Here is a 24,166-nt window from a genome sequence, read left to right as displayed (position 1 = left end):
TGACGATGTGGAGGCAGTCAGTACTGCGGCTCGTACATCTGGGACTGGACCAGGCCCTTCACGTCGTTGGGTGCGGGTCCGTCGGCGAGACCGCGCTGGTAGGCGACGTCTGCCACCGCAACGGCGATGCGGGCCGAGACCTCGCGAATGCGAGGGAGTGCCGGATAGAGGCTGCCCTGCGCGAGGTCCTCCTTGCCGACGCAATCGGCGAGCGTATGGGCGGCCGCCATGAACATCTCGTCCGTCACCAGGCGCGAGCGGCTGGCGATGACGCCGAGGCCGACGCCGGGGAAGATGTAGGAGTTGTTGCCCTGGCGCGGCACGAAGGTGCGGCCGTTGAGCGTCACCGGATCATAGGGACTGCCACAGGCGAACAGTGCGCGGCCCTCGGTATAGCGGTAGGCATCCTCGGCCGAGCATTCGGCCTTCGAGGTCGGGTTGGAGAGCGCGAACACGATCGGCTGCTCGTTGAGCGTGGCCATCGCCTTGAGCACCTCGGGCGTGAAGGCGCCGCCGACCGCGGCCACACCGATGATCGCCGTCGGCTTCAGCGTCTTGATCGCGGTGAGGAAATCGGCGATCGGCGCCTGGCCGGCATGGGCATAGCGCAGCTTATGGCCCGAGAGGCCGTCACGGCCGCCGACGACGAGGCCGCGGGAATCCACCAGCCAGTTGCGCCGGAGAGCTTCCGCCTCGGAAATTCCCTCCGTCATCATGGCGGAGACGACGAGATCGGCGATGCCGGTTGCCGCCTCGCCTGCACCGAGGAATAGGATGCGCTGATCCCTGAGCTTGCCGCCATTGACGCGCAGCGCCGAGAACAGGCCGGCGAGTGCCACGGCCGCGGTGCCCTGGATGTCGTCGTTGAAGACGCAGGCCTCGTCCCGATATTTGTGCAGCAGCTTGAACGCCGAGTGATTGGCGAAATCCTCGAACTGGATCAGCACGCCCGGAAACGTCTTTCGCGCGGCCTGCATGAACTCGTCAACGAAGCTATCATAGGCCTCGCCGGTGAGCCGCCGCTCGCGCAGTCCAAGATAATAGGGATCGTTCAAGAGCTCTTCGTTGTTGGTGCCGACGTCGAGCACGATCGGCAGGCAATGCTCGGGATGCACGCCGGCGCAGGCGGAATAGAGCGAGAGCTTTCCGACCGGGATGCCCATGCCATTGGCGCCGAGATCGCCCAGCCCAAGGATGCGTTCGCCATCGGTCACGACGATCAGCTTGGCCGGATAGGGCCAGTTCTTCAGGATCTCGGCGATCTGGCCGCGATCGCGCGATGAGATGAACATGCCACGCGGCCGCTGGAAGATCAGGCCGTATTTCTGGCAGGCGAGCCCGACCGTCGGGGTGTAGATGATCGGCTGGATCTCGTCGATATTGTCGACGACGACGCGGAAGAACAGCGCCTCGTTGCGGTCATGCAGCGCATTCAGCGCGACGTATTTTTCAAGGTCCGTCGGCAGCGTGCGCAGATTGGTAAGCACGCGCTCGACCTGCGTCTCCATCGTCAGCACGCAGGGCGGCAGCAGGCCGCGAAGGCCGAGCGCGTCGCGCTCCGCTTCCGTGAAGGCGGTGCCCTTGTTGAGCAAGGGATCGCGCAGCAGCGTCATGCCGTGAGCGGGGTCGGATGATGTCGAATGGGCGCTGACCCGAGCAGGTCTATTCACGAATTCCCCCAGGAAGTTTCTTATTGAAGGGCAAGCATTGTCGGCCAGCGCTCACCTGAGATCAAGGACGTAGAGACTCAAGGCTCGATTGTGATCTCGCACCGCAGCGAGATTTCGCGAAAAGCGGGCATTTGCGCGCGAGAGGAGGTTAACGCAGCTGGACTACTCGGGCTTGATGTCCGCGGCCTTCACGATCGGCCACCATTTCTCGGTCTCTGCCTTCTGGAATGCGCCGAGCGCCGAAGGCGATTGCTGGTCGGCAGGCGGAATCTCCTGCCCCAATTCGGCGAAACGCTGCTTGACAACGGGATCGGCAAGCACCGCGACGATGGCCGCGTTGAGCTTTGTGACGATCTCCTTCGGCGTGTTCTTCGGTGCCCAGATGCCGTGCCAGTAGGAGATGTAGAGACCGGGCAGGCCCGCCTCGTCGACGGTCGGGATATCAGGCGCGGACGCGAGCCGCGTCGGCGACGTCACTGCGAACGCCTTGATCGCGCCGTTCTTGTATTGCGGCAGCGAGTTCGAGGCCTGATCGAACATGATGTCGATCTGGCCTGCGACGAGATCGATCATGGCGGGTCCGGCGCCGCGATAAGGCACGAACTGGAAATCGGTCCCGGTCTTCTCCTTGAAGAAGACGCCTGCGACGTGCGCGCCCGTGCCTGCACCAGCTGTGCCAGCAGTCGCCTTGCCGGGGCTGGCCTTCAGCCACGCAATCATCTCTTTCAGATTGTTGGCCTCGAGCGATTTCCGGCCGACGATCAGCTGCGTTCCCATCGCGATCGTCGCGACCGGCTCGAAATCGGCGATCACATCATAGGGCAGCTTGAAGATCGCGCCGTTCAGCACATGCGTGCCCCAATGGCCGATCGTGATCATCGTGCCGTCAGGCGTCGCGCGCGCGACGCGGGCGCCCGCAATGCTGCCGGAGGCACCGGCCACGTTCTCGACCACGACGGTCGTGTGCAGTTGAGCGGCGATCCGCTCGGACAGGATCCGCGCCAGCGTGTCGGTCGGGCCGCCCGCCGCGAACGGCACCACGAGGGTGATGGGGCGCGACGGGAACGGCTGAGCGCCCGCCGGTCCGGCCCACGCCGCGGATCCGATCAATGCGCAAATGACGATCACATGACCGCGTAGTCCGGCCCACAGCCCCTGCATTCCATCCACCCTTTTTCATCGCCCGCATGTTGTCAGCGGGCTGGGGCCGGAGTGAACGCTGCCGGGCGGGCAGAGGCAAGCTGGAAATTATGCCGAGCGCTAACCAGCCGCCCGCCGCGGGGCCAGATTGGCGGCGCCATCAGCCGGCGGCGCGATCTGCATCAGGATGGTCTGGACCGGGGATGCGACCTCGATGCCGTTCTGCTGGAAGCGCAGCTTCATGCGGCGGTTGAATTCGCGCTGGACCGGCCAGCGGCCGGCCTCCGTGCAGCGGATCTGGCCGACGATCGACACCATGGCACCATCGACCTTGTCGATGCCCCACAGTTCGAGGTCGCCGCGAATTGCCGCGCGAAACTCCGGCTCGCGGCGCATCTCCTCGACGATGTCCTTGAGAATCTGGCCGGCGCGGTCGGTGTCTTCCTTGTAGGCGACATTGACGCTGACGGACGCATTGCCGGCGCCGCGGCTGGCATTGGTGATGGTCGTGACCGCGCTGAACGGCACGATGTGCACCGCGCCGTCGCCGGCGCGCAGACGAATGGTGCGGATCGAGACGTTCTCGACCACGCCGGAGAGGCCGGAGACGCTGACGTTATCGCCGACCTGGACCGTGTTCTCCAGCAGCAGGAACAGGCCGGTGATGAGATCCTGCACCAGCTTCTGCGAGCCGAAGCCGATGGCGATGCCAACGATGCCGGCGCCGGCCAGCAGCGGCGCGACATTGACGCCGATCTCGCTCAGCGCGGTAAGGCCGACGACGGTGGCGATCAGGCAGAGCAGCGCCGTTCGCAGCATCGGCTGGAAGGTGCGCAGGCGCGCCGCGCGGGCGTAGTGCCCGTCGCGTGACAGCGTATTGATCTGGCGGTCCAGCAGCGCGTTGCTGGCTTCCCAGATGGCGGCAGCAATGAGCACGGCGATGCCGATGGTCGCCACCGCCGAAATCAGCCGGCCGCCGATCTGGCCTCCATAGAACCAGACGATGGCGTCGACGCCCCAGACTTCAAGCACGGCCACGAAGCCGATGAACGCGATCACGCTGGATACGATCTTGCGCAACAGCGGCAGATAGCGGTTGGCGCGGATCTCGAGGCCCGGAAAGCGCTGGAGGATCTCCGGCTTGATGCGGAAGCCGCGGTCGATCAGGCTCAGCGTCACCATGATGGCGACGCGCGTGATCAGCGCCACCACGACGGTGCCGACGAAATATTGCAGCAGCAGCGAATAGCCGTTGCGGATGTTGAGCGCCCACACCGCCCACAGCGCGAGGTCGAGCGCGATGGCGAGATAGTGCCAGCCGCCGGCAATGCGGTTGCGCAGGCGCGCCGCGATCCCCTGCCGCTCCGCCGGCGCGCGGATGGCTTCGGCGACCTGGCGGCGGCATTGCAGGATGATGACGACGACGAAGAGATGCACGACCAGCAACACCATGCGCAGCAGCGCGGCATAGCCGGCACGATGCAGGCCGAGCAGCAGCGCCACATTGGCGAAGGCGATGCCGGAGACGCCGACGCCGACGATGCGCCGCGCCCAGATCTCGATATAGGCCGCGGTTTCTGCCCGAACCGGAACGAGGCCAAACGGCCCCGCCAGCGCGCGGACGACGCAGATGAGCCCGCGCGAGAAGGCATAGGCATTGACGACGGCCAGGATCACGAGGCGGACGGTTGCGGGATCGCCGATCTCCGTGCCGAGCAATGCGGTTGCGACGCCGATGAAAACGAACACGGGGAGCAGCTCGAGCAGGAGACGCCCCAGCACGAAGGGCAGCCGCAGCAGCAATTGCCAGACACGTGCGAGACTGTTGCGGCGCTTGTGCAGTTCGGGCGCAGGCGTGACATCGGCGACCGATGACGGCGGATCGGCGATGGGCAGCACCTGCGCCGGCAGGCGCGCGGTTTGCGGGACGCGTCCTTCCAGGAAGGCAACGGGCCGCCGGATCGCGCGGAAGATCACCCACTCCGCCGCAATGGCGCAGCCGAGCACCAGCGCCAGCTTCCACGCGGTCTCGATCAGGAGGTTGTAGGCGACGGGATCGTTGGCGGTCCGTACGATCCAGTAATAGAAGGCGGGGAAATGCGTCAGCGTCCGCGCCACGTCGGCGATCTCGCGCGAGATCTCGCCGATCTCTTCCGACACCGTGAGCAGGAGCTGTGCGCCAAGGCCGTCGGCCGAGAGCGGGATCGGCGATTTCTGCTCCGGCGCGGCGGGCACGGGCTGCTGCTGACCGGGCACATTCGCGATCACGCGCAGCGTATCGATCATCTGCGCACGTTTTTTGTCGTCCTGGAGCGTCTCCAGCGCCCGCTTGGCTTCCTCCGGCGACAGTGCGGCAGCCCTGTTGGCGGCCGGCGGCTCGGCGCGAACGGTGGAAAGAGATGAGATCGCGATGAAGAGAGCGGCGAGGAACGCCGGGGCAAGCTTGTGCGACACGAGGATTCCCTGGAAAAGCGCATGCGCCGGCGGAGTCGGGACTGTCGCCGCCGAAGCACTGCGTCATGTCGTATCGACGCTATTCGCCCCGGCGCTGTGTCGGAAGTTGGCCAACGAGGCGACATTCTCTTGGCATTTGCCGCAATGCAGGAACGGGAACCGTCGGCTCCGCGCGGCCGGACATCAATCGATGTGCGATGCGCACAACAGAATCCTCCCGTCATTCCGGGAGTCGGCCCGGAATGACGGCGAGGAGGAGGAGAAAGCAGGATGTCAAAGCGCCTGTCATGGCGGCCGCATCACGGCCATCCGACACGATCGGTGTGATGCAAAATACAGCGCCGGGTAGGTAGGGGCTTTGCCTCACTGATGCAGCCCGCTAAACCTTTACCCGGCGTGCCGTTCGCGGTTTCTGCCGCTATGCGATAGTCCGAACGAGCTCCATCGCACTTAACGCGGCTGGATCTGCGGAGGTGGTGTCATAGACCTCCCCTTGCTCTTGAGGTGGACGACGCGTCGCTTGTTTGCGACCAACAGCATGCTCCTCCCGTGACATAAAACTGTCAAGCAGGATCAATGGTGCCGGTATCACATTTGAGGCCGTGTTCCCTCCCACCTCGACAGATTGATCGCAGTGGATCAGGGAATAAATTCCCTCCCGCCGCGTTTGTGTCAGAGAGTCCATTCGCCTTCCGCATTCCATCCATTTCCAGAAAGCAAGACATGAAAGCATTACTTTGCATCGCCGCTGTTGCGGCCCTCCTGACTGGATCAGCCTTCGCGCAGACCCCGCCGCAGACCTCGACCAAGAAGGTCGACGGCACCGAGAACGTTTACGTCTTCCGCTATGGCGGTCATCAGTCGATGTTCGTCGTGACGCCGCAGGGCGTGATCGCGACCGACCCGATCTCATATTTGCGTCCGGCAAAGCCCTATATCGACGCCATCAAGGCCGTCACCGACAAGCCGATCAAATACGTCATCTACAGCCACCACCATTACGACCACATCGCCGGTGGCCAGCCCTTCAAGGATCTCGGTGCCACCTTCATTGCGCACCGGCGGACCAAGGAGCGCCTGCTCGAGCTAAAGAAGCAGAATTCGCTGCTCGCCGATGTCGTGATGCCGGACCAGGTGATCGACGACAAGAAGAGCATCACGCTCGGCGGCACCACGCTCGAGCTGAACTATGTCGGCCGCAACCATTCCGACAATTCGCTGGTGATGCGGCTGCCGAAGGAGAAGATCGTCTTCGTCGTCGACTTCGCGCCGATCGAGTCCGTGCAGTTCCGCAACATTCCCGACAACGCCTCGCCGATCGAGTATATCGCCTCGCTAAAGAAGCTGGCCTCGCTCGACTGGGAGCGGATGATCCCCGGCCATCCCTATGCCGGCGGGCGCTTCGGCACCAAGAAGGACGTCGAGGACGACATCGCCTACATGGAAGATCTGTCCGCAGAGGTGAAGAAGGCCGCCGATGCCGGCAAATGCTTCGACACCGCGATGAAGGAAGTGAAGCTGCCGAAATACGAGAAATGGGCGAATTACGAGACCGCCCTTCCCGCCAATATCGAGCGCTTCTGCTACTGGTGGGGCCGCGGGTATTGAGGGTCGGCTTGCTCAGACGCGACGAGCTTCGCTCGCGCTGAGATCGTGGGGTGGGCAAAGGCGCTCTTGCGCCGTGCTCACCACCTCTCGCCGGATGAAGATTGGTGGGCACGCTTTGCTTTGCCCACCCTAGGGATCGCCGCTAGCGAACGCGCCGCCCTGTCCTCGCCGACGGCGCCTGCGCGAAATACGGATTCGTCAGACATGTCGCCGGACGCCCCTGCGCGCTTGCCTGGCACTGGGCGAACGAGGAGAAAATGCAGTCCATCCGCTCGCCCTCCAACTCGCCGAAGACGTGCAGGCAGACCGGCGCATCGCCCCCATAGGTCTGGGCGCGCGCGGAACCGGCGATCAAGAGCGCGGCGAACAGGGAAACGACGACAGCAGGCTTGTACACGACAACCTCGAAATCAGAGAAACATCTCAGTCAAATCAACCGTCGACGAGCTGCCGATCCAGTCAAAGTTTTGCGTCAGCCAGATTCGCGCGGCCTCGCGCCCCTCGTCACGCAGGCGGCACAAGAGGCTCCATTCGGGATGGAACTGCGTGGCCGTTCCGAGCTGCGACATCAATTGGTCGTTTCCAATCCAGTGCATGAACATGCGGCTGTGCGTGTTGCGATCGAGCTCGCCATTATCGATCAGCCGGGTCGCGAAGGCAATCGCGCGCATCTCACGCATCAGTGACGAATTGAAGCTGATCTCGTTGATGCGATGGAGAACGTCGGCGGCACTCGCCGGCAGTTCGTCACGCCGGATCGCGGTCACCTGCACGATGATGACGTCTTGGCTACCTTTTCGATAGATCAGCGGAAAGATCGCGGGATTTCCGAGATAGCCGCCATCCCAATAATGCTCGCCGTCGATCTCGACCGCCTGGAAATATGGCGGCAGACAAGCCGAGGCGAGCACGGTCTCCGCGCTGAGCAGCGGCGTCTGGAACACCTTGATCTTGCCGGTACGGACATTCGTGGCGTTGAGAAATAGCTGCGGTGCGTCCGGCGATGAATTGAGCCGATCGAAATCGACCACGCGTAGCAGCAACGACCGGAGCGGATTGAAGTGGAGGGGGTTGAGCAGGTTCGGCGGCACCGTGTGCGTCAGCGTGTGGATGAAAGCATGGACAGGGTGATATTCCGGCGGCAGCTTGAGGGCCTGGATCAACTGGTTGAGTGGCGAGAACAGGTCATAGACCTGATCCATCCGCGAGACCTCGTACCAGAACGCATGCAGGTTCTGCCGCGCCCCCTCGGCTCCGCCGATGGCCATGCCTGAGGCCAGCACCACCGCATTCATCGCGCCCGCGCTTGTAGCGCTGATCGCCTCGATGGCGAGCCTGCCGTCCTCGAGCACGTGGTCCAGCACGCCCCAGACGAAGGCGCCGTGCGCGCCGCCGCCCTGAAGCGCGAAGTTGACGTTCTTCTGGTTGCTGGTCTCACGGGCGGTCACTTTGCGGGCTTCCTGCCTCCCTTCCCCTCGTGCTCCAGCGCCTTGCGCACTTCGTCGAATTCGCCAAGCGAGGCCTTGTCGGCGCGGGGGAAGCGCAGGTCCAGCTTTTCGAGCGCCGCGACGATCGCCGAGCCGATCACGACGCGCGCGAACCATTTGTGGTCGGCCGGCACGACATACCAGGGCGCGTGCGACGTTGCCGTATGCCGGACGATGTCCTGATAGACCGCCTGGTAGCGCGGCCACAGCGCGCGCTCCTTGATGTCGTCCATCGAGAACTTCCACTGCTTGGCCGGTTCCTCGAGCCGCTCAAGGAAGCGCTCGCGCTGCTCCTCCTTGGATAGATTGAGGAAGAATTTCAGAACCACCGTGCCGTTGCGGCTGAGGTGGCGCTCGAAGGCGGAGATGTCCTCGAACCGCTCCTTCCAGATGTTCTTGGTGACGAGCCTTTGCGGCAGCTTCTGCTTGGCAAGAATCTCCGGATGCACCCGCGTGACCAGGCACTCCTCGTAATGGGAGCGGTTGAAGATGCCGATATGGCCGCGCTCGGGCAGCGCGATCGCGTGGCGCCAGAGGAAATCGTGATCGAGCTCCTTGGTGCTCGGCGCCTTGAAAGCATGGACCTCGCAGCCCTGCGGGTTGATGCCCTCGAAGATCGCCTTGATCGCAGAATCCTTGCCGGCGGCGTCCATGGCCTGGAGCACGATCAGCACCGACCAGCGGTCCTGCGCGTAGAGCTTCTCCTGAAACTCGATCATCCGCTTCTTGTTGGCGTCGAGAATCTCCTGCGCCTTCTCCTTGTCGAGATCGCCCTTCTCGTTGGTCTTGTAATCCTTGAGGTGAAACTTGCCCGATCCGTCGTAACGGAACGGCGTGATGTAGCTGTCAAGTTCCTGGGCGAGCGATTTGGACGGCTTCTTGCTCATGAGCGCGGGGCACCTTGCGTTGCGGCTTCAATCGGTCGAGCAGGCTACCAAGGATGCCCTTGGGAAGGAATATGATGAAAAGGACCAGCAGCACGCCATAGACGAGGTTGTCCCAGCCGACCGCCTTGGTGCCGAAGCCGATACGCAGGGTTTCCGCCAGCAGAATGGTGATGACAGCGCCAAAGGTCGGGCCGAGCGAGACGAACAGGCCGCCGACAATGGCCGCGAACACCATCTGGAGCGACACCGCGATGCCGCTGACGGTGTCGGGGGTGATGAACATCTGGTACTGGCAGTAGATTGCGCCGGCGAGCGCCGTCATCACCGCACTGAGCAGCGTGATTTTCAGCTTCTCCGCGGTGACATCGACGCCGGCGGCGGCCGCGGCATCCTCGTCCTCCGAGATCGCCTCGAGCGCGTAGCGGGCCATGCTGCGGTCGACCCAGTGCCAGACCACGATGCCGAAAAGCCAGACCCCGAGCGCGATCAGATACCAGGTCGTCTTGTCGTCGAATTGCAGCGCCAGCAGCTTGTTGCCCGAGGCGCGATTTGGCGTATAGCCGAGCGAGCCGCCGGTATAGTCGCGCGTGGCCGTGATGACCTGGAGCACGATGCCTGACAGCGCCAGCGTCACCAGCACGAAATAATGTCCGGTGATGCGGAAGCGGAAGCAGGGGTAACCGACGATCAGCGCCAGCGCACCCGCCGCAACCATGCTGATTGGAATGCCGATCCAGGGCGACCAGCCCAGATGATTCCACAGCAGCGCGGTGACATAGGCGCCGATCCCCATGAAGCCGCCATGGCCGAGCGAGACCAGACCGAACCGTCCCATCATCGACCAGGACGTGTAGGCGAACGACCAGATCAGGATCAGCACCAGGATGTGCAGATGATAGGGATCGCGATAGACGAAGGGCAGCGCGACCAGCGCCGCCAGCCCCACCGCCCATGCCGCAAGCCGCCCCTGCCCCATCATCGGCGCCTCGCAAGCAGGCCCGCGGGCCGGATGAACATCATGACGATGAAGAAGGCGAAGGCGAGCACGTAGCCCCATTCGAGGTCGGAGAACAGGCCGCCGAGCGATATGATCTCGGCGAACACAAAGGCGGCGATGAAGCCGCCGATGAAATTGCCGAGCCCCCCGAGCACGCAGATCAGGAAGGTGATCGGTCCGAAGGAGAGGCCGACGAAGGGATGCACGTCATATTGCAGCACCAGCAGGCAAGCGGCGAGCCCAGCCAGCGCGCCGCCGAGCGCGGAGGTGATGAGATACATTCTCTTCGTGTCGACGCCCATCAGCGCCATGATCTGCCGATCCTGGGAGATGGCGCGGATCGCGGTGCCGGTGAAGGTGCGGGTCATGAACAGGTACACTGCGACCATGCCGACCAGCGCGGCCAGAAAGGATAGCAGCCGCGCGTAGCTGAAATTCATGTCGCCGAAGGCGAGCACCGGCAGGCGGATGCCGAGATTGCGGAAGTCGATGCCGAAGGCGACGGTGGCAAAGCTCTGGAGCACGAACAGCACCCCGCCTGTCGCAAGCAGCTGGTTGATCGGCGGCGCGGTGAGCAGCGGCGCGATCACGAGGTAGTGCAGCGCAGCGCCGAGGATCGCGACGAGCAAAATGGTGAACGGCGCTGCGATGAAGTAGCTGAGGCCGTAGTACTGCACGATGAAATACATGGCGTACATGCCGATCATCACCAGCTCTGCGTAGCAGATCCAGGTCACGTCGATGACGCCAAAGATCAAGTTGAGCCCGAGCGCGAGCAGTGCCAGCACGCCGCCGAGCAGGATGCCGTTGATCACGGCCTCCAGCAGATAGATGTCGAAAATGCCCAAAAAAGCTTGCATGCCTGCATGAACCTCATACCCCGAGATACGCTTCCTTGACCGTGTCACTCGCCAGCATCTCGGCCGAGGTGCCGGACGCCCGGATCGTGCCCGCCTCGATCAGATAAGCGCGATCAACCACTTTTAGCACCTGCTGCACGTTCTGCTCGACGATCAGCACCGTCAGGCCGCGGGCGCGGATTCGCTTCACCAGCTCGAACACCTGCTGCACCACGACCGGCGCCAGCCCCGCCGACGGCTCGTCGAGCAGCAGGAGTTTTGGATTCGACATCAGCGCGCGGCCGATCGCGCACATCTGCTGCTCGCCGCCGGACATGGTGCCGGCCATCTGGTGGCGGCGTTCCTTCAGGCGCGGAAACAGGTCGAACACGACATCCAGCCGCTCGGCATAGTGGCCGCGCGCCTCCTTCATGAAGGCGCCCATCTTGAGATTGTCGTCGACCGTGAGCTGCGGAAACAGCCGCCGGTTCTCCGGCACATGGGCGATCCCGAGGCTGACGATCTTGTGCGGCGGCGTCGCCACGACATCGACGCCCTCCATCCTGATCGACCCGCGCGTGGGACGGATCAGGCCGGAGATGACGCGCATCAGCGTGGTCTTGCCGGCGCCGTTCGGACCGATGACGCCGACGGCCTCGCCCGCCTTCACGTCGAGATTGACGTCGAACAGCGCCTGGAACGTGCCGTAACCCGCGCTGACCGAACGAAGCTCCAGCATCGTCTAGCCTCCCGAGCGGCGGCGCGCTTCCGCCGCCGCGGCCTGCGTGGTCTCGGCATCGGTGCCGAGATAGACCTCGATGACGCGCGGGTCGCCGGCAACCGCGCTCGGCAAGCCTTCCGAGATCTTCTCGCCGTGATCGAGCACCATCACGCGGTCGACGACGCGCATCAGCACGCCCATGATGTGCTCGACCCAGATGATGGTGATGCCGAGCTCGTCGCGGATGTTGCGCAGCATGTCCGCCGCCTGGTCCATCTCGGTCTCGTCGAGACCGCCGAGGCTCTCGTCCGCAAGCAGCAGTTTTGGCGCGGTCGCGAGCGCCTTCGCAAGTTCGAGCTTCTTCAGGCCGGCTGCGCCCAGGCCATCGACGCTGGCATGGCGATCGGTCGGCAAGCCCACCATCGCAAGTGACCGCTCGGCCGCCTCCTCCGCCCTGGCACGACTGTGGCGGCCCTGGCCGTAGAAGCCGGCCAGTGCGACATTCTCGAAGATTGTCAGGCGTCGGAACGGCCGCGGAATCTGGAAGGTACGGCCGATGCCGCTGTTGATGATCCGGTGCGGCGCTAGGCCTGCGATCTCGGCGCCGCCGAACAGGATCGAGCCGGATGTCGGCGCCAGGGTGCCGGAGAGCATGTTGAAGATCGTGCTCTTGCCCGAGCCGTTGGGGCCGATCAAGCCGAGGATCTCGCCCTGATCGACCCGAAACGACACGTTGTTGACGGCGGTGAAGCCACCAAACCGCTTCACCAGCCCGCTGACTTCCAGCACCGCCCTGCTCCGCCGCTACTGGTTGCTGTAGGTGGTGCCCTTCGGCAGCGGCAGCACGGCCTCGCGCTGCGCCTGACTCTTGGGCCACACCACAGAGGATTTGTCGTCGATGTACTGGATCACGACCGGGAACGACCGCTCGTTCTGCCCGGCCATCGGCGTGCCCTCGCCGTAGAACTTGACGCCGAAGCCGAGCATCGTGCCGCCTTCGGGGATGTCGGTGTCGAGCGCGGCCTTGCGCAGCGCGTCGGGATCGACGCCGCCATACTTCTTGATCGCGCGCGGCAGCACATCACTCATGAACACGTAAGTGTTGGACGCGCCGATGCCGACATGCGCGGAGCGGATGGCAACGCCGGGCCTGATCTTGTCGAACTCCTCGCCGACCATCTTGATCACGGGCGGGAGCTTCGGATCCATGGTCTTCTGGTTGGCGAGCCAGATCGAGATCGGGTCGGTGTTGAAGATGTAGGTGGCGTCAGCCCCCATCCCCTCTTTCAGCTTCTCGTAGACGCCGTAGCCGGCGCCATGGCCCATCAGCGCGCCGAACTTCAGCCCCTGCTCGCGGGCCTGGCGCAGCAACAGCGTGATGTCAGGGTTGTAGCCGGTGTGGAAAATGACATCGGGCTTGGCGCGCTTCAGCTTGGTCACCAACGCGGAGAGATCCGGCGCCGTCGCCGAATAGCCTTCCTTCATCACAACGTTGAAGCCCGCCTTCTTCGCGCCGGCCTCGTTGCCCCTGGAGACGTCGACGCCATAGGCGCCATCCTCGTGGATGATGGCGACGCGCAGGTCCTTCGGCTCCTTGTCGAACTTCGCCTTGGCATTCTGCGCGATGAAATCCATCGTCATCATGCCGAACTGGTCGCCGCTCGCCTGCGGGCGGAAAACGTATTTGTAGCCCTTGTCGTTGAACACGGCCGACGAGATGCAGGTCGTCATCCACATGAACTTCTTGAGCTGCTCGACGCGGGCAGCGACCGGCACGCATTGCGCCGATGAGAAGAAGCCGAGGACCATGTCCACCTTCTCCTGCTCGAGCAGGCGGACGGATTCGTTGATGGCGATGTCGGGCTTGCTCTGCGCGTCGGCGTAGACCGCCTCGATCTTGTAGCCCTCGACGCCGGTCTTGGCGAAGTAGTCGAGAATGATCTTTGCGCCGATATAGCCGAGCTCAGATCCACCGCCCGCGAGAGGCCCGGTAAGGTCGAAAACAACGCCGATCTTGATCTTCTTCTCTTGAGCCTGAGCCGAAGCCATCAAGCCCGTCGCTGATATCGCGACCAACAGCCCACGTACCAAGCGGGCAGCCATGCGCAGGCGCATCAAAACCTCCCTGGACGATTGTGCATTGCAGTCTTCTTGCTTTTGCTTTTTGGCCCATCACATGGGCTGGGGGCAGCGATGTCAAGCCTCGCGCTTCAGCGCGACGCGAACTGCTGCTCGATAAAGGCCGTGACAAATCGCGGCATGGTCGGCGTGAGATCACTCATCCCGCGCACAAGATGAATGGCCGACAGCTCCGGATCGTCCTCGCGGGCGAGGTTGGCCTCGATCCGGGCCCGGGCCACGTCACCCGGCATGTCCAGGTTGATAATTTGAATCATTGCAATCGACGGACCAGTGACGACACAGTGCCAGTCCGGCTGGGTCCGGTAGTCGGCCGCGGTCAAGCCGGTCTCTTCCCCGAGTTCGCGGATGACACTGCCGGGAATGTCGAGCGCGCCGTCACTGACGTCGTCCAGATCGGGCGTGCCCGAGGGGAAATAGATGCGGCCCGCATTGGCGGTGTGCTGCGCCATCTCGCCCATGATGAAGGCGCCGTCGGAGGCGCGCAGCGCGCCCATGCCAAAACCGTTGAACACGGCCTTGTCGGGAAAGCCCCAGTCGCGCCAGGCAAGGAAGCTCGCGAAATCAGTCTCGAAATAGGTCGCGGCGAGATGGCCGTCCGTGAACACGGCATCGCGCCCGAGCAGGACGCGGCCGTTCCACATCTTCGGCCGCTCGCGCTGCTTCTCGGCGAAATGCGCCGCAATCTCGGCGCGGCGCTCTTCGGCGAACGGCCAGGCGATTGGCCGCACGGCAAGATCAAGCGTCGTGACGCGATGAATGACCAATGACGTCATGACACCTGATTACAACACCTTCGCGTCAGTTATTTGGCGTTCCCCGTGGTCTTCTTGGCCTGATCGACGTACTTGTTGGTAAAGGTCTTGCTGACGTCGATCTTGGCGGCGGCCACCTCGGGCGAGCCGACGCTGAACACCGCGAGCACCGCGTCCGCGCCCTTCGGGTCCATCTTGCCGGTTTCGGAGAACATCGGGATCGTGTTCTTCAGCGCGGCGAGATAAAGCTCCTTGTTCTTGCCGACCATCTCGTCCGGCATCTTCGCCATGATCTCCTCCGGCGAATGCGAATGGATCCAGCCGATCGTGGCCAGCATTGCGTTGGTGAGCGCCTGCGTTTCCTTCTCGTGGCCGTTGATCCAGGCCACGGTCGAGTACAGCGCGCCGCCCGGATATTCGCCGCCGAACGTCTCGAGCGTGTCCTTCTGGGTCCGGGTGTCGCTGAGGATGCGCAGATCCTTGTGGCTGCCCTGGAGCACGGTGACGGAGGGATCGAGCATCACGGCCGCATCGAGCTGACCCTGCTCCATCGCGGCGACCGCGGTGGCACCGAGGCCGACGCCGATCACGGCGGTGCCGGCGGGATCGAGCCCGTTCTTTTTCAGGAGATATTTGAGGAAGAAGTCGGTGGAGGAGCCGGGCGCGCTGACACCGACCTTCTTGCCGGCGAGGTCCTTGACCGACTTGATGTCATTGGTGCGCGAGGGCGCGACCACCAGCACGAGGCCGGGATAGCGGTCATAGACCACGAAGGCCTGAAGCTCCTGCTTCTTGGCGGCGAGATTGACGCAATGGTCGAAATAGCCGGAGACGACGTCGGCGCTGCCACCGAGCACGGCCTTCAGCGCGTCCGAGCCGCCCTTGAGGTCCACGAGCTCGACATTGAGGCCCGCCTTCTCGTATTCGCCGAGTTGCTTGGCCAGCACCGTGGGCAGATAGCACAGGCAGGCGCCGCCTCCGATCGCGATGGTCACCTTGCTTTGCGCCGCGGCAAGACCGGTGGTGAACGTCAGCGCGAGCAGCGCGCCGGCGAGCCTGGCAATCGTGTTCTTCATTGGTTTCCTCCATTCGGCCGGCGGCACCATAGAGCAGCGGGACTGGCTTGAGAAGCACCGCTTAAGTGGCACTGGCCATTGGCCTTTCGGCGCAATAACATGCTCAGACAAGAACAATTCTTGATGGGGAGGATCATCCATGAATCGCCTTGCAATCGGGCTGTCGATCGCCGCCGCCTTTGCCGCCGGATGCGGCGCAAACCAACTGCTCCGGCCGGCGCTGGCCGCGGAGAACGTCACCGCGCAGATCATCCATACCGGCGAGATGGAAGGCGACGCGCTCGGGCCCGCCAACAATGTCGGCTACCGTTCCAAGATGTTTGCCAGCGCCGACGGCGCCACCATCTCGATCCAGGTCGGCAATGTGCCCAAGCACATGCATCCCAACACCAACGAGATCCAGTACATCCTCGACGGGACCGGGACGATCTGGCTCGGCGACAAGGAGGTGACGGTGAAACCTGGCGACCTCGTCATCATCCCCAAGGGCACGCCGCACGGCGGCACCAAGCCGATCAGCGGTCAGGTCAAGGCCATCGCGATCAAGACGCCGCCGCAGGCGCCCGATGACACCAAGCTGCTGGACTAGGCTCCCCGCAACTCGGGCCGGTTGAACGTTCGGGCTCGCACTGCCGTGCGGGCCCGTTCCGTGAATCCCGGCGCTAGATCGGGCGCGTCTGCTTCCGGATCTCGTTCGCGATCGGCTTGAGGGTGTCTCCCGGAAGCTGGCCGACGAGCGTGTAACCCATGCCGCCATCCGCCCACACGAAGCCCGCGACATCGCCGGTCGATTGCGGCATCATCGGCGTATCCAGATTGCGGTTGCTCATCGGACGCGTCAGCACGACAAGCCGGTCGCCGTGATCGTCATCGTACATGAACATCGCGGCCGGGCCGTGCGACGTCGCAACCAGGCGACCGCCCATCAGCCGATAGCCGGATACAGAGAGATCCGGCACCTTGACCGGCTGTTTCAGCCGATTCGATACCCATCGCGTGAGCTCGGCACTGTCGGACGCGCGTATCTCGACCGGCCGCACGCGGTCCGGTGCGTAAACGCCATACGAATAGGCCGCCTCCTGTGCCAGCGCAGACAGTCCGTTCGAGCCCTCCTGCAAGACGCCGCGCATGGTCCACCCGCCGAGACCGCCGATGCCGAGAAGCAACATCGCAGCGATCGCCCACCACGCCCGCATGGGAGACCGCCTCCGGCTCTCGATGATGTGCGACAGATTCAGCTCGGCCGGCAACGGCTCGTCGGCGATCGACGCAAACGCCCCGCGCAGCTCCTCCCGCTGGGTGGCGAAGGCCGCAACGCGCGCGGCGACATCCTGATGATCGTCCAGATAGGATGCGACCTCCGCGCGCCGCTCAGGCTCGAGCGCCTGGTCGACATAGGCGTGGAGATCGTCCTCGGTGATCGGCCGCCGGTTCATTTCACGCCCCGCAATGCCACGACGTTCCCTGGAGCCACGCCCTCCATCTCCTGCAATAGCCTCTCCCGCGCGCGCGACAGGCGCGACATCACGGTCCCGACCGGAATCTTCAGCACTCCCGCGGCGTCCGCGTAGGATAGATCCTCAACCGCAACAAGCAACAACACCGCACGCTGCTCTTCCGGCAGTCTCGCAAGCTTTTTCAGGACATCCTGATAGATCAGCCTGTGCTCCTGCGCGGCGGCGCTGGCGAGCTCACGCTCGCCTGCATCGTCGATCGGCATATGCCTGCCCCGCGCCGTCGCCTGGCGGAATTGCGTGACCGCCAGATTGTGGAGGATGCTGAACAGCCAGGCGCGCACGCTGCCGTCGCGCCGCTGATGCCAATGGCTGACGGCACGCTCCAGGCAATCCTGAACCAGATCATCGGCAGCCACGCGATCGCGCAAAAGCGCGCGCGCGTAGCGGCGGAGCGCGGGGATAAGCGGCTCGACCTGAACCAGCATGTCCTTCACGAGGCGCTCCACCTGCCCTTTGCCGACGTCGGACGGCGCGTCATTGCGCCTCGATCTGGACCGCCTCACCGGGCATAGCCGCGTCGCCGGCCGCAATCACCAGGTACCGCCTTGCTTCAGCGGCAGACTGGTCGACGATCTGCCGGATCGGACCGGCCACATTGACGATGGCAGATCCAGCCGGATTGGTCATGAACGCCGCCAACGGCTGCAACGGGCCACTGCCGTCGCCATGCTCCGCCAGGGCAAGCACATATTTCTGCTTGGGCTGAAGTCCCGTCACCGAAGCCTGTAAGATCTGAATCAGGCCCTGATCGAACAGCGACACGCTGGTCGGCGCCGTGCCGTCCTTCGCACCGTCCTTCGACGCAAGCGCGAGATGAGCGACCTGGCCGGCAACGCCGAGTGCCTGCAAATTCTGGCGGTCATCAGGGTTGGGCGCGGCATTTGGAACATACGCGATCGCCTGCGGCGCCTGACCGATCGGAACGTTCCCGACCACTTTATTGGTCGCCGTGTCGATGGCCGCGAGCGCGTCGGCGTTCTCCAGCCCCACATAGATTCGTGTGCCGTCGCCCGACGGCCAGACGCCGTGCGGCAGATTGCCGACCGGGATCGTCGCGACCTGCGAGAAATCGTCGGTGCGGAACACCTTTACTTCGTTCAGGCCACCGATGGTGACGTAGGCGAACGTGCCCTTGGCGGTGTGCGCGAAATTGACGTGGTTGGTGATCGGCCCGGTATCGATCGTCTTGATCGCGTTGAACGGTGGCTTGGCGTTGAACACCTGTGTCCGGCCGACGTCCTTCAGCGTGAACCACACCTGGTTTCCATCCGGCGTCGCCGCGATGTTCGGGCAGAATGGGCTCTCCTGCTTCACCGTGGCGACGATCTTGTGCTCGGCCACCGCGACGACGTCGGTCTCGGGATTGAACGACGAGCAGATGTAGCCGTATTTGCCGTCGGGTGAGAAAATCTGCATGCCCGGCCCGTTCGGGGTCGTGATGCGGGTCTTCTCCTTGAAGCTGATCGGATCGATGACGGAGATGTAGTTCTCGCCGCGAACGGTGACCCACACTTCCTTGCCGTCCGGCGTGAAGAACGCCTCGTGCGGCGATCGTCCGACGTAAGTGATATGCTTGACCGCGTTGGTCGCGGTGTCGATGAAGCTCACCGAATTCGAGCCGATCGATACCACGGCGAGCGTCTTGTGATCGGGCGAGAAGCCCATGCCATGTACGAGCACCTGGCCCTTGTAGAGCGGGCTGAAATTGCCGGGTTGCGGGTCGCCCAGCCGGATCACGCCAAGCAGCTTGTTATCGACGGGATCGGTGACCGAGACCGTATTCGAGAACTGCTCTGCGGCGTAGACACGGTCGTGGTGGCTCACCGGAATATCGGCAGCGGACAGCGCGCCCGGCGCCTGCCCTGCCCACGCGACCGAACCCGTCGCAAGCATCGTGGCCGCCAGGAAAATGCTCTTCATCATAGTGCTTCGTGACGTGGTCATCTGCGACTCCTACTTCTTCATTCCCGTGGACACATCCATTTGCATGCCCGGATGATGATGAACGGTTGTGTTGGGAGCTGAGGGCGGTTGGGTCGGGGCGGGCGTGGTGTCTGTCGCCGGCTCGCCGATCGCGAGCTTCATGGCCGCGATCTCCTGCATCTGGTCGACGATGATTTCCTGGGCGATACGCCGCAGCTGCTCGTTCTTGCCATAGCGCAATTCGATGACCGCCATGTCGATCGCGCCCTGATGATGCGGGCTCATCATTGCGACGAAGTCGCGATCGATGTCGCCGGTCGGCTTGGCCGCCATGTCGTTCATCATCTTGGTCATCGCCGCTTCGTTTTCTTCCAAAAACGCACGCTCCTCCGCGCTCACCGCGGCCGGTGGGGCGGCCGGATGGGCTTCATGCGCGAACACGAGCAGCGGGAGTACGGACGCGACCAGAATTGGCGCGGCAAGGAACGCCGTGCCGAGGCCGGGCCTGGGCCATCGGTATCTGCTTGCAAGAGCCGCTACGGCGCGGCGAAACTGTGAGGGGGGCATCCTGAACTCCCATGCAGGTGGTTGCATGGGGGTATGACGTATGGCCGCGCGTTCTATTCCGGGCGGTCAATCACATAAACGTCAGCAGCCAAACGAGGCGGACTACCCCCGCCCGTCCACGGTCGGGCGCCAGACCAGCAGCCTGCGCTCAACCAGCGTCACCCCGAAGTCGATCAGGATGACGAAGGCCGACAACACGAACATGCCGGCGAACACGCCCGCGACGTCGAAGATGCCTTCGGCCTGCTGGATCAGATAGCCGAGCCCTGCCGCCGATCCCAGATATTCGCCGACGACCGCACCGACCACGGCGAAGCCGACCGAGGTGTGCAGCGAGGAGAACATCCACGACAGCGCCGACGGCCAATAGACGTGCTGCATCAATTGCCGCTCGCTCATGCCGAGCATGCGGCCATTGTCGAGCACGGTGCGGCTGACTTCCTTGACGCCCTGATAGACGTTGAAGAACACGATGAAGAACACCAGCGTCACGCCGAGCGCGACCTTGGACCAGATGCCGAGGCCCAGCCACAGCGCGAAGATCGGCGCAAGCACGACGCGGGGCAGCGCGTTGACCATCTTGACGTAAGGGTCGAACACTGCGGCAACCAGCGGCTGGCGCGCGAACCAGAAGCCGACCAGCACGCCGCCGAGCGATCCGATCACGAACGCCAGAATCGATTCCGTCAACGTGATGCCGAGATGCTTCCAAATCACGCCGGACGAGAACCATTTGACGATCTGGCTGAACACGTCGACCGGGTTGGAGAAGAAGAACGGCGGCAACAGGATTTTTCCGAACACCGGCACGGTCGCAAAGAGCTGCCACAGTGCGAGGCAGACGACCGCGACCAGGACCTGCAGCGCAAGCAGCGTCACGCGCGACATCAGATCGCCTCCGCCGCTTGGGTCGATTGCGCGTAGCCCTTCATCACCTCGTCCTTGAGCACGCTCCAGATCTCGCGGTGGAGCGCATGGAACTCCTTATCCAGCCGCACCTCGAAAATATCGCGCGGGCGCGGCAAGCTCACGCGCCAGTCGCCGATGATGCGCGAGGACGGCCCCGCCGACATGATCACGACGCGGTCGGCGAGCGCGATCGCCTCTTCGAGATCATGGGTCACGAACAGCACGGCCTTGCGGTCGGCATTCCAGAGGTCGAGCAGCAGATTGCCCATCACCTGGCGGGTCTGCGCATCGAGCGGCCCGAACGGCTCGTCCATCAGGAGTATCTTTGGGTCGCGGATCAGCACCTGTGCCAGCGCCACGCGCTTGCGCTGGCCGCCCGAGAGCATGTGCGGATAACGGTTGGCGAAGGCGCCGAGGCCGACGGAAGTCAGCCATTTTTGCGCGCGTTGCAGCGCCTCGGCGCGGGGCGTGCCCGCGATCTCGAGCCCGATCGCAACATTGTCGAGCGCGGTCTTCCAGGGGAACAGCGCATCGGCCTGGAACAGGTAGCCGGCGTCCCGGTTCAGCCCCGCGAGCGGCCGGTCGAAAATCTTGATGCTGCCGGCGGCGGGCTTGAGCAGGCCGGCCGCGACGTTGAGCAGGGTCGATTTCCCGCAGCCGGTCGGCCCGACGATGGCGACGAACTCGCCCTGCGCGACCGAAAGATGGGCCTTCTCCACCGCCGTATAGACCCGGTCGTCCCCCAGCCGGAACGCGACTTTGGCGTCTTCCAGCGCCACTGCCGTGGGCGTCGTCATGTATTCCCTCCGAACTTGGCCCGATGCCTTAGCCGCTCGCGCGGCCAAGTTCAATCGAGCCGCCAAGCGTGCTACGCATGGGTCCTGCCGTGCTCTTACCCTCCCCTGGAGGGGGAGGGTCGGCTCGCATGAGCGCAGCGAAATGTGAGACGGGGTGGGGTGACAGTCTCTCCTTTGAGGCAGTCCCCGCGTGGAGAGGTCACCCCACCCCGCTTCGCACTCCGCGCCGCTACATGCGAAGCGACCCTCCCCCCTCCAGGGGAGGGTAAGAGAGTGAGCCCCGCCCAATGCCTTCCAGGCCGATGATTGGCTATTCCCGCGTCAGCAAGAACTTCGGCTCACTCACGGCCGTCGACGATGTGTCGCTCGACATCGCCGAGGGCGAATTTCTGGCCATCGTCGGCGGCTCCGGCTCCGGCAAGACCACGCTGCTGCGGCTCGCCAACCGGCTGATCGAGGCCGATGCCGGCACGATCACGGTCGAGGGCGAGGATGTGCAAGCCGTCGATCCGGTCGCGCTGCGGCGCCGGATCGGCTACGTCTTCCAGAGCGGCGGGCTGTTTCCGCACCTGAGCGTCGCCGACAATATCGGGATCACGCCAAGGCTGCTGGGCGCACCGGCAGCGGACATCACCGCGCGGGTCGACGAGCTGCTCGAGCTCGTGCAACTCGACCGTCGCGCGCATCGCGATCGCCTGCCCGAGGCGCTCTCCGGCGGCCAGCGCCAGCGCGTCGGGGTGGCGCGGGCGCTCGCGGCACGGCCCCGCATCGTGCTGATGGACGAGCCGTTCGGCGCGCTCGATCCCCTCACCCGCGATGCGCTCGGCGAGGATTTTCGCGAACTGCACCGCAAGCTCGGCCTGACCACGGTCATGATCACCCACGACATGACGGAGGCGATCCTGCTCGCCGACCGCATCGCGGTGATGCGCAGCGGAGAGCTGCTGGCGCAGGGCACGCCCGCGGAGCTCTCGACGAGCGGCGACGCCTATGTGCTGGAGCTGCTGCGCACGCCGCGGCGCCAGGTCGAGCGGCTGAACGCGCTGCTGCCACAAAGCGGTGCGGCATGAGCCTGTTCGCCGATCCGCGCTGGGGCGAGGCGCTGTCGCATCTGCCCGACTATCTCGGCAACCATGTTCGGGTCAGCCTCGCCGCGCTCGCGCTTGGCCTTGCCGTCAGCCTGCCGCTGGCGATCCTGACCCGCAACCGCCCGGCGCCGCGCGCTATCCTGCTCGCGCTCGCAAGCATCGTGCAGACGGTGCCCGGCTTGGCGCTGCTCGCGCTGTTCTATCCGCTGCTGCTGCTGGTCGCGTCCGTGACACTCGCCTGGTTCGGAATCTCCTTCTCGGCTTTCGGCTTCCTGCCGGCGATGCTGGCGCTTGCGCTCTATTCGATGCTGCCGGTGCTGCGCAACGGCATCACGGGCCTCAACGGCATCGATCCCGCGCTGATCGAAGCCGCCAAAGGCGTCGGCATGACCGCGCGGCAGTCGCTCATCATGGTCGAGCTGCCGCTGGCGCTGCCGGTGATGATGGCCGGCATCCGCACCGCGGCGGTGTGGGTGATCGGCACCGCGACCCTGTCAACGCCGATCGGGCAGACCAGCCTCGGCAATTATATTTTTGCCGGGCTTCAGACCCAGAACTGGGTGTTCGTGCTGTTCGGCTGCTTTGCCTCGGCCCTGCTCGCGCTCGCCGTCGATCAGCTGCTCGGCCTGATCGAGAGCGGCTTGCGCCACCGCAGCCGCCTGCCTGCCGCGCTCGGCGGCATCGGGATCGCGGCGCTGGTCCTCGCAACGCTGGTGCCGACGATGGGACGCTCGTCGCAGAGCTATGTCGTCGGCGCCAAGACGTTCGCCGAGCAATATGTGCTGTCGGCCCTGCTGAGGGATCGCCTCCAGGCCGCCGGTCTCCCCGCGACCGCGCGGTCGGGTCTCGGCTCCAGCGTGATCTTCGAGGCGCTCAAGGCCGGCGACATTGATCTCTATGTCGATTATTCCGGCACGCTGTGGGCCAACCAGCTGCACCGCACGGACATCAAGCCGCGCGCGGAGTTGTTGGCGGAGCTCAAGACAGCGCTCGCAAAGGACCATATCACCCTGCTCGGCGAGCTCGGCTTCGAGAACGCCTATGCGCTGGTGATGCCGAAGAAGCGCGCCGAGGCGCTCGGCATCCGCACCATCGCCGATCTCGCCGCGCATGCACCGGCGCTGTCCATCGCCGGCGACTACGAGTTCTTCTCGCGCCCCGAATGGGCGGCGCTGCAAAAATCCTATGGCCTCTCGTTCCGCGCCCAGCGCCAGATGCAGCCGGATTTCATGTATGCGGCCGTCGCCAGCGGCGAGGTCGACGTGATCGCCGGCTACACCAGCGACGGACTGATTGCAAAGTACGATCTCGTCGTGCTCGACGATCCCAGGCACGCGATCCCGCCCTACGACGCGGTCCTGCTGCTGGCGCCGAAGCGGGCCGGCGATGAGCGACTACGGGCCGCGCTCGGGCCGCTGCTCGGCAAGATCGACATCGCCACAATGCGCGAGGCCAATTTACGCGCCAGCGGCAACGACGCGAATTCATCGCCGGATGCGGTGGCGAAGTGGCTTTGGGAGAAGGTGGGCAAGCGGTAGGCCCGGATTTCGTAGGGTGGGCAAAGGCGCGTAAGCGCCGTGCCCACCGTCTCT

General features: G+C 64.3%; 23 protein-coding genes. 4 read left to right on the top strand and 19 right to left on the bottom strand.

Features of this window, described 5'->3' with window-relative positions; genetic code table 11:
• Window positions 1-17: 17 nt before the first annotated feature.
• The 3 genes from AB7290_RS10540 to AB7290_RS10530 form a co-directional block, all read right to left on the bottom strand.
• Window positions 18-1,613 carry an NAD-dependent malic enzyme gene (locus AB7290_RS10540; protein WP_244623101.1) on the bottom strand — a complete coding sequence of 532 codons (1,596 nt, stop codon included), beginning with the start codon at window positions 1,611-1,613 and terminating at the stop codon, window positions 18-20.
• A gap of 219 nt (window positions 1,614-1,832) precedes the next feature.
• Window positions 1,833-2,831, bottom strand: a complete 999-nt coding sequence (locus AB7290_RS10535) for a tripartite tricarboxylate transporter substrate-binding protein (RefSeq protein WP_135214131.1) — start codon at window positions 2,829-2,831, stop codon at window positions 1,833-1,835.
• A 99-nt stretch (window positions 2,832-2,930) separates the two neighbouring features.
• The gene (locus AB7290_RS10530; protein ID WP_441253378.1) at window positions 2,931-5,264 is read right to left on the bottom strand and encodes a mechanosensitive ion channel domain-containing protein; all 2,334 of its coding nucleotides are present in this window, start codon (window positions 5,262-5,264) and stop codon (window positions 2,931-2,933) included.
• A gap of 723 nt (window positions 5,265-5,987) precedes the next feature.
• Here AB7290_RS10530 and AB7290_RS10525 point away from each other — a divergent pair.
• Entirely contained in the window at window positions 5,988-6,872 is an 885-nt protein-coding gene (locus tag AB7290_RS10525) for an MBL fold metallo-hydrolase (RefSeq protein WP_167767963.1), read from the top strand.
• A gap of 142 nt (window positions 6,873-7,014) precedes the next feature.
• Here AB7290_RS10525 and AB7290_RS10520 read toward each other — a convergent pair whose 3' ends face one another.
• From AB7290_RS10520 to AB7290_RS10475, 10 genes are all read right to left on the bottom strand, one after another.
• Window positions 7,015-7,269 carry a DUF3551 domain-containing protein gene (locus tag AB7290_RS10520; RefSeq protein WP_071910559.1) on the bottom strand — a complete coding sequence of 85 codons (255 nt, stop codon included), beginning with the start codon at window positions 7,267-7,269 and terminating at the stop codon, window positions 7,015-7,017.
• A 13-nt stretch (window positions 7,270-7,282) separates the two neighbouring features.
• A complete protein-coding gene (locus AB7290_RS10515) occupies window positions 7,283-8,320 on the bottom strand; it encodes a patatin-like phospholipase family protein (protein ID WP_071910557.1) in 1,038 nt (345 codons plus the stop codon).
• Complete coding sequence (locus AB7290_RS10510; protein WP_135214127.1) at window positions 8,317-9,246, bottom strand: polyphosphate kinase 2 family protein; 930 nt, start codon at window positions 9,244-9,246, stop codon at window positions 8,317-8,319. Before AB7290_RS10510 ends, AB7290_RS10515 begins: the two co-directional genes overlap by 4 nt.
• The gene (locus AB7290_RS10505; protein ID WP_135214126.1) at window positions 9,206-10,225 is read right to left on the bottom strand and encodes a branched-chain amino acid ABC transporter permease; all 1,020 of its coding nucleotides are present in this window, start codon (window positions 10,223-10,225) and stop codon (window positions 9,206-9,208) included. Before AB7290_RS10505 ends, AB7290_RS10510 begins: the two co-directional genes overlap by 41 nt.
• A complete protein-coding gene (locus AB7290_RS10500) occupies window positions 10,222-11,103 on the bottom strand; it encodes a branched-chain amino acid ABC transporter permease (RefSeq protein ID WP_063981643.1) in 882 nt (293 codons plus the stop codon). The genes AB7290_RS10505 and AB7290_RS10500 overlap by 4 nt, the downstream gene beginning before the upstream one ends.
• A 13-nt stretch (window positions 11,104-11,116) precedes the next feature.
• A complete protein-coding gene (locus AB7290_RS10495) occupies window positions 11,117-11,821 on the bottom strand; it encodes an ABC transporter ATP-binding protein (protein ID WP_028150400.1) in 705 nt (234 codons plus the stop codon).
• A 3-nt stretch (window positions 11,822-11,824) separates the two neighbouring features.
• Window positions 11,825-12,592 carry an ABC transporter ATP-binding protein gene (locus AB7290_RS10490; protein ID WP_028150401.1) on the bottom strand — a complete coding sequence of 256 codons (768 nt, stop codon included), beginning with the start codon at window positions 12,590-12,592 and terminating at the stop codon, window positions 11,825-11,827.
• A gap of 15 nt (window positions 12,593-12,607) precedes the next feature.
• Complete coding sequence (locus tag AB7290_RS10485) at window positions 12,608-13,918, bottom strand: ABC transporter substrate-binding protein (protein WP_135214125.1); 1,311 nt, start codon at window positions 13,916-13,918, stop codon at window positions 12,608-12,610.
• Between the two features lie 95 nt (window positions 13,919-14,013).
• A complete protein-coding gene (locus tag AB7290_RS10480) occupies window positions 14,014-14,718 on the bottom strand; it encodes an NUDIX hydrolase (protein ID WP_135214124.1) in 705 nt (234 codons plus the stop codon).
• A 29-nt stretch (window positions 14,719-14,747) separates the two neighbouring features.
• Window positions 14,748-15,773, bottom strand: coding sequence for an ABC transporter substrate-binding protein (locus AB7290_RS10475; RefSeq protein ID WP_167767962.1), 1,026 nt, complete (start codon window positions 15,771-15,773; stop codon window positions 14,748-14,750).
• 139 nt (window positions 15,774-15,912) lie between these two features.
• Between AB7290_RS10475 and AB7290_RS10470 the strand changes: the two genes are divergently transcribed.
• Window positions 15,913-16,362: a cupin domain-containing protein gene (locus AB7290_RS10470; RefSeq protein WP_015684397.1), complete on the top strand. Its 450-nt coding sequence runs from the start codon at window positions 15,913-15,915 to the stop codon at window positions 16,360-16,362.
• Window positions 16,363-16,435: 73 nt separating this feature from the next.
• On the opposite strand, the gene AB7290_RS10465 is transcribed toward AB7290_RS10470, so the two are convergent.
• From AB7290_RS10465 to AB7290_RS10440, 6 genes are all read right to left on the bottom strand, one after another.
• Window positions 16,436-17,209 carry an anti-sigma factor family protein gene (locus AB7290_RS10465; RefSeq protein WP_085401541.1) on the bottom strand — a complete coding sequence of 258 codons (774 nt, stop codon included), beginning with the start codon at window positions 17,207-17,209 and terminating at the stop codon, window positions 16,436-16,438.
• Window positions 17,206-17,715 (bottom strand): sigma-70 family RNA polymerase sigma factor, encoded by a 510-nt coding sequence (locus AB7290_RS10460; protein WP_038942280.1) that lies wholly within the window; start codon window positions 17,713-17,715, stop codon window positions 17,206-17,208. The genes AB7290_RS10465 and AB7290_RS10460 overlap by 4 nt, the downstream gene beginning before the upstream one ends.
• Before the next feature lie 49 nt (window positions 17,716-17,764).
• The gene (locus AB7290_RS10455; protein ID WP_085401540.1) at window positions 17,765-19,234 is read right to left on the bottom strand and encodes a YncE family protein; all 1,470 of its coding nucleotides are present in this window, start codon (window positions 19,232-19,234) and stop codon (window positions 17,765-17,767) included.
• A 9-nt stretch (window positions 19,235-19,243) separates the two neighbouring features.
• The gene (locus AB7290_RS10450) at window positions 19,244-19,780 is read right to left on the bottom strand and encodes a DUF305 domain-containing protein (protein ID WP_167767961.1); all 537 of its coding nucleotides are present in this window, start codon (window positions 19,778-19,780) and stop codon (window positions 19,244-19,246) included.
• A gap of 102 nt (window positions 19,781-19,882) precedes the next feature.
• On the bottom strand, window positions 19,883-20,668 hold the full coding sequence (locus AB7290_RS10445; RefSeq protein WP_063981635.1) for an ABC transporter permease: 786 nt from the start codon (window positions 20,666-20,668) through the stop codon (window positions 19,883-19,885).
• Window positions 20,668-21,486 (bottom strand): ABC transporter ATP-binding protein, encoded by an 819-nt coding sequence (locus tag AB7290_RS10440; RefSeq protein ID WP_014493075.1) that lies wholly within the window; start codon window positions 21,484-21,486, stop codon window positions 20,668-20,670. The genes AB7290_RS10445 and AB7290_RS10440 overlap by 1 nt, the downstream gene beginning before the upstream one ends.
• A gap of 287 nt (window positions 21,487-21,773) precedes the next feature.
• Between AB7290_RS10440 and AB7290_RS10435 the strand changes: the two genes are divergently transcribed.
• Window positions 21,774-22,556, top strand: a complete 783-nt coding sequence (locus AB7290_RS10435; RefSeq protein ID WP_085399718.1) for an ATP-binding cassette domain-containing protein — start codon at window positions 21,774-21,776, stop codon at window positions 22,554-22,556.
• Window positions 22,553-24,112 carry a glycine betaine ABC transporter substrate-binding protein gene (locus AB7290_RS10430; protein WP_085399719.1) on the top strand — a complete coding sequence of 520 codons (1,560 nt, stop codon included), beginning with the start codon at window positions 22,553-22,555 and terminating at the stop codon, window positions 24,110-24,112. Before AB7290_RS10435 ends, AB7290_RS10430 begins: the two co-directional genes overlap by 4 nt.
• Window positions 24,113-24,166: the final 54 nt, after the last annotated feature.

This window comes from Bradyrhizobium sp. 613_E4_N2_2, from assembly GCF_052075995.1.
GTDB classification, from domain to species: Bacteria; Pseudomonadota; Alphaproteobacteria; order Rhizobiales; family Xanthobacteraceae; genus Bradyrhizobium; species Bradyrhizobium barranii.
Note: the sequence above shows the minus strand (reverse complement) of the source record. Positions and strands in the feature narration are given on the sequence as shown.

Excerpts from the sequence above, each read along its gene's own strand:
- AB7290_RS10480 (WP_135214124.1), bottom strand. The coding sequence starts at position 14,718 with ATGACGTCATTGGTCATTCATCGCGTCACGACGCTTGATCTTGCCGTG.
- AB7290_RS10505 (WP_135214126.1), bottom strand. The coding sequence starts at position 10,225 with ATGATGGGGCAGGGGCGGCTTGCGGCATGGGCGGTGGGGCTGGCGGCG.
- AB7290_RS10445 (WP_063981635.1), bottom strand. The coding sequence starts at position 20,668 with ATGTCGCGCGTGACGCTGCTTGCGCTGCAGGTCCTGGTCGCGGTCGTC.
- AB7290_RS10495 (WP_028150400.1), bottom strand. The coding sequence starts at position 11,821 with ATGCTGGAGCTTCGTTCGGTCAGCGCGGGTTACGGCACGTTCCAGGCG.
- AB7290_RS10510 (WP_135214127.1), bottom strand. The coding sequence starts at position 9,246 with ATGAGCAAGAAGCCGTCCAAATCGCTCGCCCAGGAACTTGACAGCTAC.
- AB7290_RS10450 (WP_167767961.1), bottom strand. The coding sequence starts at position 19,780 with ATGCCCCCCTCACAGTTTCGCCGCGCCGTAGCGGCTCTTGCAAGCAGA.
- AB7290_RS10525 (WP_167767963.1), top strand. The coding sequence starts at position 5,988 with ATGAAAGCATTACTTTGCATCGCCGCTGTTGCGGCCCTCCTGACTGGA.
- AB7290_RS10440 (WP_014493075.1), bottom strand. The coding sequence starts at position 21,486 with ATGACGACGCCCACGGCAGTGGCGCTGGAAGACGCCAAAGTCGCGTTC.
- AB7290_RS10430 (WP_085399719.1), top strand. The coding sequence starts at position 22,553 with ATGAGCCTGTTCGCCGATCCGCGCTGGGGCGAGGCGCTGTCGCATCTG.
- AB7290_RS10470 (WP_015684397.1), top strand. The coding sequence starts at position 15,913 with ATGAATCGCCTTGCAATCGGGCTGTCGATCGCCGCCGCCTTTGCCGCC.
- AB7290_RS10535 (WP_135214131.1), bottom strand. The coding sequence starts at position 2,831 with ATGCAGGGGCTGTGGGCCGGACTACGCGGTCATGTGATCGTCATTTGC.
- AB7290_RS10465 (WP_085401541.1), bottom strand. The coding sequence starts at position 17,209 with ATGAACCGGCGGCCGATCACCGAGGACGATCTCCACGCCTATGTCGAC.
- AB7290_RS10475 (WP_167767962.1), bottom strand. The coding sequence starts at position 15,773 with ATGAAGAACACGATTGCCAGGCTCGCCGGCGCGCTGCTCGCGCTGACG.
- AB7290_RS10540 (WP_244623101.1), bottom strand. The coding sequence starts at position 1,613 with ATGACGCTGCTGCGCGATCCCTTGCTCAACAAGGGCACCGCCTTCACG.
- AB7290_RS10460 (WP_038942280.1), bottom strand. The coding sequence starts at position 17,715 with ATGCTGGTTCAGGTCGAGCCGCTTATCCCCGCGCTCCGCCGCTACGCG.
- AB7290_RS10455 (WP_085401540.1), bottom strand. The coding sequence starts at position 19,234 with ATGACCACGTCACGAAGCACTATGATGAAGAGCATTTTCCTGGCGGCC.
- AB7290_RS10485 (WP_135214125.1), bottom strand. The coding sequence starts at position 13,918 with ATGCGCCTGCGCATGGCTGCCCGCTTGGTACGTGGGCTGTTGGTCGCG.
- AB7290_RS10435 (WP_085399718.1), top strand. The coding sequence starts at position 21,774 with ATGCCTTCCAGGCCGATGATTGGCTATTCCCGCGTCAGCAAGAACTTC.
- AB7290_RS10500 (WP_063981643.1), bottom strand. The coding sequence starts at position 11,103 with ATGCAAGCTTTTTTGGGCATTTTCGACATCTATCTGCTGGAGGCCGTG.